Source organism: Winogradskyella psychrotolerans RS-3, from assembly GCF_000427335.1.
Taxonomy (GTDB): Bacteria; Bacteroidota; Bacteroidia; order Flavobacteriales; family Flavobacteriaceae; genus Winogradskyella; species Winogradskyella psychrotolerans.
On sequence record NZ_ATMR01000098.1, the window covers coordinates 80635 to 95101 of the forward strand.

The 14467-nt window shown below is 34.4% G+C and carries 14 protein-coding genes; 9 read left to right on the forward strand and 5 right to left on the reverse strand.

Annotation, left to right across the window (positions count from 1 at the left end):
* Positions 1-6: 6 nt before the first annotated feature.
* The 5 genes from ADIWIN_RS20860 to ADIWIN_RS10260 form a co-directional block, all read right to left on the reverse strand.
* A complete protein-coding gene (locus tag ADIWIN_RS20860; RefSeq protein ID WP_020894702.1) occupies positions 7-720 on the reverse strand; it encodes a DNA cytosine methyltransferase in 714 nt (237 codons plus the stop codon).
* Between the two features lie 455 nt (positions 721-1175).
* A complete protein-coding gene (locus ADIWIN_RS10245; RefSeq protein ID WP_020894703.1) occupies positions 1176-1541 on the reverse strand; it encodes an endonuclease domain-containing protein in 366 nt (121 codons plus the stop codon).
* 345 nt (positions 1542-1886) lie between these two features.
* The gene (locus ADIWIN_RS10250; protein WP_040756930.1) at positions 1887-2813 is read right to left on the reverse strand and encodes a T9SS type A sorting domain-containing protein; all 927 of its coding nucleotides are present in this window, start codon (positions 2811-2813) and stop codon (positions 1887-1889) included.
* 346 nt (positions 2814-3159) lie between these two features.
* Positions 3160-5139 (reverse strand): YgiQ family radical SAM protein, encoded by a 1980-nt coding sequence (locus tag ADIWIN_RS10255; RefSeq protein WP_020894705.1) that lies wholly within the window; start codon positions 5137-5139, stop codon positions 3160-3162.
* Between the two features lie 210 nt (positions 5140-5349).
* Entirely contained in the window at positions 5350-6981 is a 1632-nt protein-coding gene (locus ADIWIN_RS10260; protein ID WP_020894706.1) for an ABC-F family ATP-binding cassette domain-containing protein, read from the reverse strand.
* 172 nt (positions 6982-7153) lie between these two features.
* Between ADIWIN_RS10260 and ADIWIN_RS20515 the strand changes: the two genes are divergently transcribed.
* From ADIWIN_RS20515 to ADIWIN_RS10300, 9 genes are all read left to right on the forward strand, one after another.
* A complete protein-coding gene (locus ADIWIN_RS20515; protein WP_020894707.1) occupies positions 7154-7303 on the forward strand; it encodes a hypothetical protein in 150 nt (49 codons plus the stop codon).
* Positions 7304-7348: 45 nt separating this feature from the next.
* Complete coding sequence (locus tag ADIWIN_RS10265; RefSeq protein WP_020894708.1) at positions 7349-8320, forward strand: L-threonylcarbamoyladenylate synthase; 972 nt, start codon at positions 7349-7351, stop codon at positions 8318-8320.
* A 159-nt stretch (positions 8321-8479) separates the two neighbouring features.
* Positions 8480-8935, forward strand: coding sequence for a 50S ribosomal protein L13 (rplM, locus tag ADIWIN_RS10270; RefSeq protein WP_020894709.1), 456 nt, complete (start codon positions 8480-8482; stop codon positions 8933-8935).
* A complete protein-coding gene (gene rpsI / locus ADIWIN_RS10275) occupies positions 8936-9322 on the forward strand; it encodes a 30S ribosomal protein S9 (protein ID WP_020894710.1) in 387 nt (128 codons plus the stop codon). It begins immediately after the preceding gene.
* 206 nt (positions 9323-9528) lie between these two features.
* Positions 9529-10317 (forward strand): 30S ribosomal protein S2, encoded by a 789-nt coding sequence (gene rpsB / locus ADIWIN_RS10280; RefSeq protein WP_020894711.1) that lies wholly within the window; start codon positions 9529-9531, stop codon positions 10315-10317.
* 81 nt (positions 10318-10398) lie between these two features.
* Positions 10399-11373 carry a translation elongation factor Ts gene (gene tsf, locus ADIWIN_RS10285; protein ID WP_020894712.1) on the forward strand — a complete coding sequence of 325 codons (975 nt, stop codon included), beginning with the start codon at positions 10399-10401 and terminating at the stop codon, positions 11371-11373.
* Between the two features lie 287 nt (positions 11374-11660).
* Complete coding sequence (gene pyrH / locus ADIWIN_RS10290; RefSeq protein WP_020894714.1) at positions 11661-12368, forward strand: UMP kinase; 708 nt, start codon at positions 11661-11663, stop codon at positions 12366-12368.
* A gap of 45 nt (positions 12369-12413) precedes the next feature.
* A complete protein-coding gene (gene frr, locus ADIWIN_RS10295; protein ID WP_020894715.1) occupies positions 12414-12968 on the forward strand; it encodes a ribosome recycling factor in 555 nt (184 codons plus the stop codon).
* Between the two features lie 74 nt (positions 12969-13042).
* Entirely contained in the window at positions 13043-14323 is a 1281-nt protein-coding gene (locus tag ADIWIN_RS10300) for a DUF5686 family C-terminal domain-containing protein (protein ID WP_020894716.1), read from the forward strand.
* Positions 14324-14467 lie beyond the last annotated feature (144 nt).

Genomic DNA, 14467 nt, shown 5'->3' on the forward strand with positions numbered 1-14467 from the left:
CACTTTTTACTTTTTTATTCTTCTTAATGTAATATCGGTAATCCCTGCTGCCGTATGATTAAAATCTGAATAATCTTTATGTCCAGCTTTAATTTTTGAAAAGCCATTTTCTTCTCCAAGAACATCTCTTACAGTTAATTTTTTATTTGCTTTAATAGGTTCTAATTTATTATCGGTGATTCTATTGGCAATTAAAGTAAAACGTTTTCTATTTTGTGGCACACCATAATCGGAAGTATTATGGACTTTAAAATGCACAGTATATTTATTTGATTCAAGCCAATTGATGAATTTTTCTAAACCACTTTCTCCTTTTTTACGAAGTACTCCTGGAACATTTTCAACAACCACATAACCAGGATTAAAATACTTAACAAACCGTTCGAATTCGACTAGTAAATTTTTTGATTTTTGAGATTTATTTTTGTCAGTATTTATAATACTCCAAAATTGACATGGACTACAACCAATTAGCAATAATTCGTCATCATTACGCTTTAGTTTCAGAGTTTTTTCTAACTCTTCTTCTTTCAATTCAAAAACATCTGCTTTAACGAATTTGTCCTTACCGATGTTTGCATTATAAGTTGCTCTGCAGTTCTCTTCATAATCAACTCCTGCTAAAACCTGAATACCAGCCTTTTGCATACCAAAACTCATTCCTCCACCGCCACAAAAGAAATCTACAGCTTTAATACTATTTGTATTTTTTATTTTCAAGAGATAATGTATAGAAGTTTAAATTCAAAAATACCAAATTATATGTATTTTACTCTAAAAACAAGAGGGATAAGTTTATATTAAACTAAATTTTACTTTACGTTTTAAGTACGTTTTCCAATTTAAATCTTTCTACCTTAAATAGTTTTTCCCTATAGGATGTTCTAAAAAATCCTAACAACTTATCTTCTGATTCTAAAACTCACCTTTTCATTAAACTTACGTTTATTAAAAGACATAGTATAATCAAAGGTGTTTAAATGTCAATTGTATACCACACCCCTAAAGTCCCCTCAAGGGGACAACCCTAACCGAGAAACATAAATATAAAAAATGAATTTTGTGTACCCAATATAAAATCTAAAAATCCTATGAGTATTGTTTTTTCCTTTATCAAATGTCCCCTTGAGGGGACCTTAGGGGTGTTTAGGAATATTTTGAGATGTTCTCCCTAGTTAATCACGCAATTCCCCAACCGTCTCTTCAATAACCAACAACACACTAAACATATTCTTTTTAACCTCGTCGTTAGAAAACCTCAAAAAGGTAACACCATAAGCCTCTAGTTCACCTTGCCGTTTTGTATCGTATAAAAAACTATGGTCGTGACTATCTCCATCAATTTCAATAACCAAACCTATTTCATGACAATAAAAATCTGCGATATAATTTAGCATTGGCACTTGCCTATGAAACTGAACATCGTAAGCACGTTGTTTTATATGTTGCCAAAGTAATACTTCAGGTAAAGTGCTATTTTTTCTTAGTTGTCTGGCGAGTTGCTTTAGTTCTGGATTGTATGGAATGATTTTGTTTTTCATTTTACTAATTTATCACTCTTCTTTTTACACCCCTAAAGTCCCCTCTAGGGGACAATCTAGACCAAGAAACTTTTATATAAAAATTAGTTTTTATTGATACCATTCATAATATACAATTTTATGAATAACATGTTTTCCTTAAACAAATTTCCCCTTGAGGATTATTAAGGTGAAAGAATTCTTTTATCAAAAATACCGAGCATAACTCTTTAAGGGGGTTATCCAACCAATCCCCTAACATTCTCTTCAAGAATAAACAACACACTAAATTAGCAAAAACATCAAACAAAAAAAAGCCTCAACTATATAATAATCAAGGCCATTTATTAAAGTTAATGCTTAACTCTATTTTTTCAAAAGCTTATCTGTATGTGTTTTACCATCTGCTGTTACAATATTCAACATATAAACGCCGCCAGAAAGACTACTAACATCTAATGCATCTACAGAAGTACGTTCCATTAATTGTTGTCCATTTAAGTTATAAATAGACACCAGTGCAATCTGTTCGTTCTGAATGCCTGTAATTTTTAATTCATCAGCAACCGGATTTGGATAAATACGCAACACTGATGCATCCGCAAAGTCTTCAGTACCTAAGGTGCCGCTTTCAAAACTAAAATTATCGTAAAAAGCATCACCACCATAATTGTTATGTAGCATATTAAAACCTACAATATCTACAGACGTAAAATTGCTACGTGTATGTACCAAAACATCATTTAAGTAATACTTTAATTCTGTGGCAGTGACTTCAATTTTAACATGTAACCAGGTATTTGGAGTCCAATCGGCACCTTCAAGATCAACAGTTCCATAATTTATATCATCTATGACATAAATAGATTCTCCATATTCCATAATAACGCCTGCAACAGGAACAAAATCATCATTGGCATCAATACCAAAAAGCGTCATTTCAAAATCAGATCCATCACTTTCTGTTATCATAACGTCATACGAAAATGTAAAATCTTCAAATGATTTTGGAGCGTTAAAGTTTTTTGCAGCACCAAAAATTGAGTAAAATTGAGGATTAAAACTCGACTCATAAGAATTTTTAAAGGCATAAATTCCATCAGTAGCTTCTTCATCTGACACCACTTGATTTTGAAGAAAGACACCTTCGCTATCTACCGAAACTTCCCAAACATTTTGGTTGTTTAGTGTTCCTAAAGTGTAAGATTCACTGGTTTCAAAGGAAATTGTTTCCTGACTAAATACGCCACCTGTAAGTAGCAACATGAGGGCAATTGTGTAATTTTTTATCATTTTTATTTATTGTTTAGGGCAATAAAATTAATATAACACAAACGATAAAACGAAATAATTAACACTTGAAAAAGCGCCTATTCAGTAGTCAATTGAGTTACTGATATCTATCGTTTTTGAGCATTTAAGAAAGTAAGAACGCTAATGCGTTTTAACAGTAGTTAAGGATGGATTAATAGCTATTTTTGAACGAGTCATCATAAAGGTTCACCAGTCACTACTCCGTATGTAAGCCGTATCTACTCCGTTTCTAAGTCGTGCAATCCTCGGATATACATCAACTGAACCTAAGATGTAACTCTAGACCTAAACAATACAATAAACTAATGAGATTGAAGTAAATTACCTAAGACGAACGTCGCTTCTTCTTATGACGCTTCTTACCATTAAATCGCACCTTATCCTCAGCCGTACGTTGATTAAAAGGCACTGCATCATTAAAGGTGTTTTTAGCATCACCTGTAGGTTTGTTTTTACGCCACTTTTCAGTTTTCTCAGGCAATAAAACGCTTAGTAAATCTTCACGACCTAATTTATTTAAGGTCTTCTTAATCCACGCTTTGTTTTCATCCTTGTACCAAAAGAAAAAACGATGTTGCTCGTCCTTTTCCTTTTTAGTAATAGGAGTATTTACCTTCTTTAAGGTGTAAGGATGGTAACCACTATAATAAATTACGGTAGCAACGGTCATTGGTGTTGGTGTAAAACCTTGTACTTGCTCTAACTGGAAACCCATATCTTTAGTTTCAGCAGCAAGATTAGCCATATCTTCCACTTCACAAGCTGGGTGATTCGATATAAAATAAGGTATCAATTGAAGCTTCAACCCTTTCTTAATATTTATCTTATCAAAACGTTCTTTAAACTTATGGAAGTATTTAAACGACGGCTTACGCATCAATTTTAATACAGGATCACTGGTATGTTCTGGAGCTACTTTCAAACGGCCAGAAACGTGCTTCGTCATCACTTCTTCGGTATAAGCATCTAGTTCTTTAGGATCGGCATTTTTATTAAATTCTGGCACCAACATATCATGTCTAATTCCCGAACCAATAAATGATTTCTTAACCTTTGGATGGTTATCAACTGCCTGGTATAATTCGGTTAATGGTTTGTGAGACGTATCTAAATTACTACAAATCACGGGCGAAATACAACTCGGCGAAATACACTTGTCGCAAATAGATTGTACTTTTCCTTTCATTTGATACATGTTGGCACTTGGCCCACCAATATCAGATAAATAACCTTTAAAATCTGGCATATTAGCCACCGTGTCTACTTCTTTCAAAATAGATTCTTGACTACGAGACGCAATAAATTTCCCTTGGTGCGCAGAAATGGTACAAAAGCTACAACCACCAAAACACCCACGGTGAATATTAATGGAAAACTTAATCATTTCAAACGCAGGAATTGGGCCTCGCTTATTATACTTTGGATGTGGTAATCGGGTATAAGGATAATCGAAAGACGCATCAATTTCGGCTTCCGTCATGGTTGGGTACGGCGGATTAATCATCAAGGTCTTGTCCCCTATTTTCTGAAAAATACGTCGTGCTGCTAGCTTATTAGATTCTTGCTCAATGACCTTAAAATTAGAAGCATACTTCTTCTTGTCTTTTAAACAAACTTCATGCGAAGAAATCTCAATATCTTCCCAATTACTATTCTTCGGAATCTTTTCATCTTTATTTAAAAGAACTGCCGTTTGTAAAACCGTATTGATGCTATTAAAAGGCACTCCTTTTTCCAACAAACGCACCACTTCACGCAAAGGCTGCTCACCCATACCATAAACCAACATATCGGCTTTAGAGGTTTCTAAAATAGACGGCATTAACTTATCACTCCAAAAATCGTAGTGCGTTACACGACGCAATGATGCTTCAATACCACCGATTAAAACCGGGGTATTTGGCCATTTTTCTTTTAGAATATTAGTATAAACAGTAGTCGCATAATCTGGTCTAAACCCAATATCTCCATTGGGTGTATACGCATCCTTATCACGACGTTTTTTATTCGCATTATAATTGCTAATCATAGGATCCATACAGCCACCTGTTACACCAAAAAACATTTTTGGGGCACCAAGTTTCACAAAATCCTGAAGATTATCATTCACATTAGGTTGCGGCACGATAGCGACGCGTAACCCAAAACTTTCTAACATACGTCCTATTACTGCAGGACCAAACGTTGGATGATCTACATAAGCATCTCCGCTAAACAGGATCACATCGAGTGCTTCCCATCCGCGAATCTTCACCTCTTTGTTTGTGGTAGGTAACCAATCTGAAAGTTGTAATTCGTTCTTCACGTTGCAAAAGTAGTTAAAATATTGCCGCTTAGGCAGTACAAAAAGTTAAGGTGTATAATTTGGGCGTTACCCAAGGGTCGTGCTTTCGGCAGTCGCTTTTTGTGTTGTTGCATATACGCAACAACACAAAAAGAGCTTCAACAAAGGCCTCAATCACTAACGCGGGCGTATTTGCTCGCGTTCGCGCCTAAGTATAAAGCTATAGTTTACTTATAAATCTAAACCTTTTAAGCTCTCTACACGGTTTCTAATTAAGAAATCATCAATGGTTTCAAAATGCTCAATCACGCGTTTTTCTTTAAACTCAAAGACTTTCTTAGACAAGCCTTGTAAGAAATCACGATCGTGAGACACTAAAATCAGAGTACCATCAAAATTCTGAAGCGCTTCCTTTAAAACATCTTTAGATTTTAAATCTAAGTGATTTGTAGGTTCATCGAGAATTAATAAGTTCACAGGTTCTAATAATAACTTCACCATAGCTAATCTGGTTTTTTCACCACCAGACAACACACTGACTTTTTTATCAATATCATCGCCTCTAAACATAAAACCACCCAAAATACTTTTAATTTGAGTTCTTACGTCACCTTGTGCTACTTCATCAACCGTTTGAAAAATTGTTAAACTTTCATCCAACAAAGCCGCTTGGTTCTGCGCAAAATAGCCAACCTTCACATTGTGACCTAAACTACAAGTCCCCTCTACATCAATCTCACCTAAAATCGCTTTAATCATAGTGGACTTCCCTTCTCCATTTCGACCTACAAAGCAAACCTTCTCTCCTCTAGCGATAGACATGTTAGCATTGTTAAACACCACATGATCATCATAAGATTTAGAAACGTCTTTAACCGTCACCGGATAATCACCAGAACGTTGTGTTGCAGGAAAACGTAATTTTAAGGCCGACGTGTCTACATCATCAATCTCAATGATCTGTAATTTCTCAAGCATACGCTCTCGAGACGTCACTTGATTTGTTTTAGAATATGTGCCTTTAAAACGTTCAATAAACTGCATATTATCTGCAATAAACTTCTGCTGTTCTTGGTAAGCCTTTACCTGATGCACACGTCGATCTTCTCGTAATTGTAAATAGTGCGTATAATTTGCTTTATAATCGTAAATACGACCCATCGTCACTTCAATAGTCCGATTGGTAATATTATCTACAAACGCGCGATCGTGAGAAATAACCACAACGGCATTCGCTTTATTCAATAAAAAATCCTCTAACCAAATCACCGATTCTATATCAATATGGTTAGTTGGCTCATCCAGTAAAATTAAATCAGGCTTTTGCAATAAAATCTTAGCCAATTCAATTCGCATACGGAAACCACCAGAAAATTCATTGGTAAGTCTTGTAAAATCCTCCTGTTTAAACCCTAAACCTTTTAATGCTTTTTCTACTTCAGCATCATAATTCACATCTTCTAAAGCGTAGTATTTCTCCCCTAAATCAGACACACGCTCAATAATTTTCATGTACTCATCAGATTCGTAATCGGTTCTAGTTTCCAATTGTTTGTTGAGTGCTTCCATTTCGTCACGCATTTCGTACACATGCTTAAATGCTTTAGACGCTTCATCAAAAACAGTGGTATCATCTTCGGTTAACAAATGCTGTGGTAAATAAGCGATCACAGCATCTTTAGGACACCTCACATTACCACGCGTTCCACTCTGAACACCTGCAATAATTTTCATCATGGTAGATTTTCCTGCTCCATTTTTGCCCATTAAGGCAATCTTATCGTTGGCATTAATAGTAAACGACACATCGCTAAAAAGGGTGTGTCCACTAAATTCTACCGCCAAATTATCTACTGAAATCATAATCAAAATTTTGAAGCTGCAAAACTACTAAATGGAAAGTCAATATTTTTAATTGTGCATAAAATAATATGAATAGGCTTTTCAGTTAATTCTAATAGTGATTACGTCAAGTACACAACTCACAATCATTTAATTTTATAAAAGATTTTACACTAACAATAAATAAACCCATATGATTATCACCAAAGTATTAGGATTAACAAGCGCACTCACTAGAAGTAAAAAAGCCAAAATTGCAATTTTAGGTCTAGAGATGGCCGTATTAGGCTATGCACTTTACCAACAAAATCAGGAAAAGAAAAATAAGCGTCTTAAATCTTAGTCGTATGAGTTTTTGAAGTAATTTTGTAGTCGGATTTTTAAGATTATGAGTATTATTTCAAAAGACATATCAAAAGCGATTCAACTCTTAACAGCTGAGGATATTGTTGCTATTCCAACTGAAACAGTTTATGGATTAGCAGGAAATATTTATAGCGAAAAAGCGATAACAGCTATTTTTGAAACGAAGAAGCGTCCGTTTTTTAATCCGCTTATTGTTCATATTCCTTCTATAGATGAGCTTTCTAGTATTGTGGAGTACATCCCAGCAAAAGCACAACTCCTAGCCGAAGCCTTTTGGCCAGGACCAATAACGTTGGTTTTAAAAAAGAAAGCGATTATTCCAGATTTAATAACAGGAGGAAAAGATACCGTTGCCGTGCGTGTGCCTAATCACCCAACAACGTTAGAATTATTACACCGCTTAGACTTTCCATTAGCAGCACCAAGTGCCAATCCTTTTAGTAGTATTAGCCCAACTACAGCGCAACATGTAGAAACGTATTTTAAAGATGATATTAAAATGGTTTTAGATGGTGGAGCGTGCACAAGTGGTATTGAATCTACTATTATTGGTTTCGAAAATGACGAACCTATTATATATAGACTAGGTTCAAAATCACTAGAAGATATTGAAGCCATAGTTGGAACGATTGAAATTAAAAATTCGGTTAAAAGTCAAACGGAAGCTATTCCGGATGCACCAGGCATGTTAGAACGTCACTACGCACCAAAAACAAAAACCGTCTTAACAAATAATATTTTAGAAGCAGTAAATCTTCATAAAAACAAACGTATTGGACTATTAACGTTTCAGTATGAAATTGAGCATCCTAATATTGAGGTTCAAATAGCACTTTCAACATCTGGTGATTTAGTTGAATCGGCTTCAAATTTATATGATGTGCTTCATCAGTTAGATAAGATGCATCTTGATATTATTATTGCTGAAGAATTCCCAGATTACGGCTTAGGAAAATCTATAAACGACCGACTCACTAGAGCCACAAAACACTAAACTAAAAAGACATTTTTTAAACACGCTGATTTTCATCACAAAAATATTTCAATCAAGGTTTGGTAAATCAATACTTTATCGTAAATTTGCAAACTCTTTTTTAAAGAGAAATGTTTAATCTATTGTGTCATTTAAGACACAATTATAAATCAAATTAGTGTGGATACATTAAGCTACAAAACAGTTTCAGCAAACAAAGCTACCGTTAATAAGGAGTGGGTTTTAGTTGACGCTGAAGGACAAACTTTAGGTCGCTTAGCTTCGAGAGTAGCAATACTTTTAAGAGGTAAGCACAAGCCTAATTTCACGCCACACGTTGATTGCGGTGACAACGTAGTTGTTGTTAATGCCGAAAAAATCAACTTAACTGGAAACAAATGGACGGAAAAAAGTTACATCCGTCACACAGGTTATCCAGGTGGACAAAAAAGTCTGACGGCTACTGAATTGTTTGAGAAAGACCCAAGCAGATTAGTAGAAAAGTCAGTGAAAGGAATGTTGCCTAAAAACAAATTAGGAGCAGCCCTTTTTAGAAACTTAACTGTTGTTTCAGGTACAAAGCATGCTCACGCAGCTCAAAAACCTAAAACAATGACATTAAACGAAATTAACTAAATGGAAGTAATTCACAAAATTGGCCGTAGAAAGACGGCTGTTGCTCGTGTGTACGTTGCCGAAGGTAGTGGCAAAATCACAGTGAACAAAAAAGACATGGCGGATTATTTTACTACTGCAACGTTGCAGTATAAAGTAAACCAACCTTTAGCCTTGACTAACAATGATGGCAACTTTGATATTACTGTTAACGTATATGGAGGTGGTATCACCGGCCAGGCAGAAGCAATACGTTTAGGCCTTTCTCGCGTTATGTGCGAGTTAGATCCTGAAAACAGATTAGTATTAAAGCCAGAAGGTCTATTAACGAGAGATCCAAGAATGGTAGAAAGAAAGAAATTCGGACAAAAGAAAGCTCGAAAGAAATTCCAATTCTCGAAACGTTAATATCCAACAATTATTTTTTATTCAGAATCTGCTTCGGCAGATTCTGGATTATTATTTTTTATTGAAATTAAAAAAATCCTGAAACTAGTTCAGGATTAAAGTTTAGCATCTAAATGAAGCCAACAGGCAATAGCTAATAGCTAATAGCTAATAGCTAAAAAACCTACGGAACATTGCTAATTTAACAGAACGTAAACTATTACAAAATGGAAAAAGTAGAAGTAACAGAATTACTTGAAGCAGGTGTACACTTCGGTCACCTTACACGTAAGTGGAACCCAAACATGGCTCCTTACATTTATATGGAACGTAACGGTATCCATATTATCAACCTATACAAAACAGCAGCAAAAATTGAAGAAACTTCTGAAGCATTAGCTAAAATAGCAGCATCAGGAAAGAAAATCTTATTCGTTGCTACAAAAAAACAAGCTAAGGACATCGTTGCTGAAAAAGCTGGTGCAGTTAACCAACCTTACATTACTGAGCGTTGGCCTGGTGGAATGCTAACTAACTTTGTTACAATCAGAAAAGCCGTTAAAAAAATGGCTACCATTGATAGAATGAAGAAAGATGGTACATTCAACTCTTTATCTAAAAAAGAGCGTTTACAAGTAGATCGTTTACGTGCAAAATTAGAAAAGAATTTAGGTTCTATTTCTGACATGACACGTTTACCAGGTGCTTTATTTGTTGTAGATATTATGCGTGAGCATATTGCAATTAAAGAAGCTCAAAAATTGAATATTCCAATTTTTGCAATGGTAGATACAAACTCTGATCCACGTGAAGTAGATTATTTAATCCCTTCAAATGATGATGCTTCTAAATCTATAGACAAAATCTTATCTATCGTAACTTCTGCAATAGCAGACGGTTTAAACGAAAGAAAAGCTGAACGTTCAGATAAAGAAGGTAAAGCTCAAAAAGGAGAAGCTAAAGCTAAGCCTGCTGCAAAAGCAGAAAAAGCAGCTGTATCTGAAGAAGAAGAATAAATAACATTTATACACTACTAAAAGTCATTTGGTTCTTTTCTTTTTGAAAATTAATTAAATGACTTTTTAAATTTAAAAACTATGGAAAATACTGTAAAAATTACAGCAGCAGAGGTAAACAAGCTAAGACAAGCAACTGGTGCTGGGATGATGGATTGTAAAAAAGCTTTAGTTGAAGCTGGTGGTGATTTTGATAAAGCCATCGACGTTTTACGTAAAAAAGGACAAAAAGTTGCAGAAAAAAGAGCTGACAGAGATTCTTCTGAAGGTGCTGCTGTTGCTAAAATAAATGCAGATAATACATCTGGAGTTGCTATCGTTTTAGGTTGTGAAACTGATTTCGTTGGTAAAAACGAAACTTTTGTAGCATTAGCTAACGAATTAGCTGATATCGCATTAAACCATGACACAAAAGAAGCATTTTTAGCTGCGGATTTTGGTGGTATGACCGTTGCAGAAAAATTAGTAGAGCAAACTGGAGTTATCGGCGAGAAATTAGACATCACGGCTTTCGAAAAATTAGATGCTCCGTATGTTGGACAATATGTACACATCAACAAAATTGCTGCTTTAGTAGGTTTATCTGCTAAAGTTGATAACGTTGAAACTTTAGTTAAAGATGTTGCAATGCAAGTTGCTTCTATGGGAGCGTCATCATTATCTTACAAAGATTTTGATCCAGCTTTTATAGCTTCTGAAACTGAAGCGCGTATCGCTGTAATTGAAAAAGACAATATCGAATTAGGACGTTTAGGTAAAACCTTAAAGAATGTACCAAGTTACATCTCTATGGCTCAATTAACTCCTGAAGTTATTGCTGAAGCTGAAGAAACTGCAAAAGCAGAATTAAAAGCTGAAGGTAAGCCAGAACAAATCTGGGATAGAATCTTACCTGGTAAAATGGAGCGTTTCATTTCTGATAACACCACTTTAGATCAAGAACAATGTTTATTAGACCAGAAGTTTATTAAAGACGAAAAGCAAACTGTTGCTGATTACGTTGCAACTTATGGTGACGTTGCTGTTACTAGTTTTAAACGTGCTACAGTAGGATAATAAAGATGCTTTAATAGCAAATTAAAATAATTAAAAACCACTATTCTTTACTGAATAGTGGTTTTTTGATTTCTAGAGTTAGTGTTTACTAATGTTTTGCCGTGAAGTATCATTTTTTAATAAAATATGGTTTTGCCTTTTTTTTCACTTTTACAGATGCTAATAATTACGTAGCTTTGCTCAACTTTTAAATCATCTATTGAAATAAGCCATGATGATACTAATTTCAAAATAGTTGTTACATGGCATATTTCATACAGACTAAAAATAGCAACAGAAACTATCTAATGAAATATAAAAGAATATTACTAAAATTATCTGGAGAAGCCTTAATGGGAAATCGTCAATATGGTATAGATCCAGAACGACTTTCAGAATATGCTAAAGATATTAAAGAAATAACTGAATTAGGTGTACAAGTAGCTATAGTTATAGGTGGTGGAAACATTTTTAGAGGCGTTGCAGGTGCTATGCAAGGTATGGATCGTGTTCAAGGTGACCATATGGGTATGCTCGCAACAGTAATCAATGGTTTAGCATTACAAAACGCACTAGAAGATACAGGTATCAAAACACGTTTACAGACAGCTATTAAGATTAATGAAGTTGCTGAACCGTTTATAAGACGAAAAGCAATGAGTCATCTTAATAAAGGTCGTGTTGTAATTTTTGGTGGTGGAACAGGAAATCCTTATTTCACTACAGATTCTGCAGCCGTATTACGTGCCATAGAAATTGAAGCAGATGTGATATTAAAAGGAACTCGTGTTGATGGTATTTATTCAGCCGATCCAGAAAAAGATAGCACAGCTGTTAAGTTTGATCAAATATCTTTTAAAGATGTTCTACTTAAAGGCTTAAAAGTTATGGATACAACGGCATTCACGCTTAGTCAAGAAAATGAATTGCCAATTATAGTTTTTGATATGAATAAAAAAGGAAATTTATTAAAAGTAGTTTCTGGAGAAAATATAGGAACTGAGGTAAACGTTTAAACTTTGGCTTAAACTTTGATCTCACGCATTTAAAACGTTAATACTATGAACGAAGACATTAAATTTATAATAGACTCAGCTAAAGAATCTATGGATTCTGCAATGAAGCATTTAGAAAAGCAGTTTGTAAATATTAGAGCTGGTAAGGCTAGTCCTGCAATGTTAGGTAGCGTTATGGTCGATTATTATGGGTCTCAAACGCCATTGAGTCAAGTGGCCAATGTGAATACTCCTGATGGTAGAACGATTACTGTTCAGCCTTGGGAAAAATCAATGCTTCAAGAAATAGAACGAAGTATTATGATTGCTAATCTAGGTTTTAATCCAATGAACAATGGGGACACTATTATTATTAATGTTCCACCATTAACAGAAGAACGCAGACGCGATTTAGCAAAGCAAGCGAAATCTGAAGCTGAAGATGCCAAAATTGGTATTAGAAGTGCACGTAAGGAAGCTAACCATGATATTAAGGATTCAGATGTATCTGAAGATTTACAAAAAAATGCTGAGGTAGATATTCAAAAACTAACCGATATCTACGTTAAGAAAATAGACGACACCTTAGAAGTTAAGGAAAAAGAAATTATGACTGTATAATTTCAACGTTCAAAACATATAACATCCCAACACGCTTGGGATGTTTTTTTAAAATCACAATTGAAACATTCTAAATGCGAAAGCTCCTGTTTGTCGTTTTACTTCTAACGCTTACATCGTTTTGTAATGCGCAGCAACCACTTGTAAATAAAACAGATTCTACTAAAATTGCGCAAGATTCGATTAAGAAAACAGAATTCTTAAAACATATTGGCAATGGATTTCTTCCTTTTAATTATTTCAATTTAGATTTAAAATATCTTATTAAGTTCAATCAATACGAAGGTGTAAGAAGTGGATTAGGTGGCGTTACCAATAACCGATTTTCTAAACGTTATCGTATCGATGGCTATTTGGTTTATGGGTTTAAGGATAAAGAAATTAAATACAAAGTTGGTGGAGGATTCAGAGTTAATGAAGCAACAGACACGTGGATCAACCTTGCTTATGTTGATGATTTACAAGAAACAGGAAGTTCAAAATTTTTAACCGATAAGCGCTTTTTTACCTTTTTTGAACCACGTTTACTAAACATTGATCTGTTTCATAAACACATTACAAAATCGGTTTCAATACAACACAAAATATCTAATCATTTACTTTCGGAAACGCAATTGGCGACTTCAAAAATAGACCCAACCTATTATTACAATTTTTTAATAAATAACAAAACCTACTCTACTTTTGATTTAAGTACTGTTAAAGCGAGTTTACAATGGAGTCCCTTTAGCACTTATACCACCGAAAATGATAAATTGAAAGAGACCAAGGATGGTTTTCCAAAATTTACGCTTCAGTATACAAAAGCCTTCAAATCTATTTTAGGTAGTGATTTTAATTTTTCTAAAATCGATTTTAGAACCGTACAACAATTCAAACATAAAAATGATGCTATTACAAGTATTACACTTGTTGCAGGTATTGCAGAAGGCAACACTCCAATAACACATTTGTATCACGCTTATCCAAATAACATTAAAAAAGAAACCATATTACAGCGTTTTTCTGTTGCTGGTTTAAATAGTTTTGAGACCATGTATTTCAATGAGTTTTTTAGCGATCGGTTTTCAACATTACAACTAAAGCACACTTTTAATCGTTTTAATGTTTCAGATCGTTTTAAACCACAACTGGTTTTAATATCGCGCTATGCTGTCGGAAATATGTCTAATATTAGTAGACACCAAGGCATACAGTTCAATACTCTCGACAAACTCTACTCAGAATCTGGTTTTGAAATTAACAAATTGCTCTTCGGCTTCGGACTCAGTTTTGCCTATAGATATGGTGGTTATCACTTACCTAATTTTGAGGATAACATTGCCTTTAAGTTTACCTTCAATATTTCACTTTAGTCTAAATTATATTACTGTTAATTAACCTACAAATCCTTAGGTTTTTTCTACCTTTGCCGCTCATTTCTCTCGCTAGACGAGATTTATGTATAGTGATGGTTTCATCAAAACAATAATGTTTATTTCAATCAATATCTTATGAGC

What these genes read in the sequence shown, in the direction of transcription:
- ADIWIN_RS10300 (WP_020894716.1), top strand. Translation starts at nt 13,043, where the DNA reads ATGCGAAAGCTCCTGTTTGTCGTTTTACTTCTAACGCTTACATCGTTT.
- ADIWIN_RS20515 (WP_020894707.1), top strand. Translation starts at nt 7,154, where the DNA reads ATGATTATCACCAAAGTATTAGGATTAACAAGCGCACTCACTAGAAGT.
- rpsB (WP_020894711.1), top strand. Translation starts at nt 9,529, where the DNA reads ATGGAAAAAGTAGAAGTAACAGAATTACTTGAAGCAGGTGTACACTTC.
- ADIWIN_RS10245 (WP_020894703.1), bottom strand. Translation starts at nt 1,541, where the DNA reads ATGAAAAACAAAATCATTCCATACAATCCAGAACTAAAGCAACTCGCC.
- ADIWIN_RS10265 (WP_020894708.1), top strand. Translation starts at nt 7,349, where the DNA reads ATGAGTATTATTTCAAAAGACATATCAAAAGCGATTCAACTCTTAACA.
- ADIWIN_RS10250 (WP_040756930.1), bottom strand. Translation starts at nt 2,813, where the DNA reads ATGATAAAAAATTACACAATTGCCCTCATGTTGCTACTTACAGGTGGC.
- pyrH (WP_020894714.1), top strand. Translation starts at nt 11,661, where the DNA reads ATGAAATATAAAAGAATATTACTAAAATTATCTGGAGAAGCCTTAATG.
- rpsI (WP_020894710.1), top strand. Translation starts at nt 8,936, where the DNA reads ATGGAAGTAATTCACAAAATTGGCCGTAGAAAGACGGCTGTTGCTCGT.
- ADIWIN_RS10260 (WP_020894706.1), bottom strand. Translation starts at nt 6,981, where the DNA reads ATGATTTCAGTAGATAATTTGGCGGTAGAATTTAGTGGACACACCCTT.
- tsf (WP_020894712.1), top strand. Translation starts at nt 10,399, where the DNA reads ATGGAAAATACTGTAAAAATTACAGCAGCAGAGGTAAACAAGCTAAGA.
- frr (WP_020894715.1), top strand. Translation starts at nt 12,414, where the DNA reads ATGAACGAAGACATTAAATTTATAATAGACTCAGCTAAAGAATCTATG.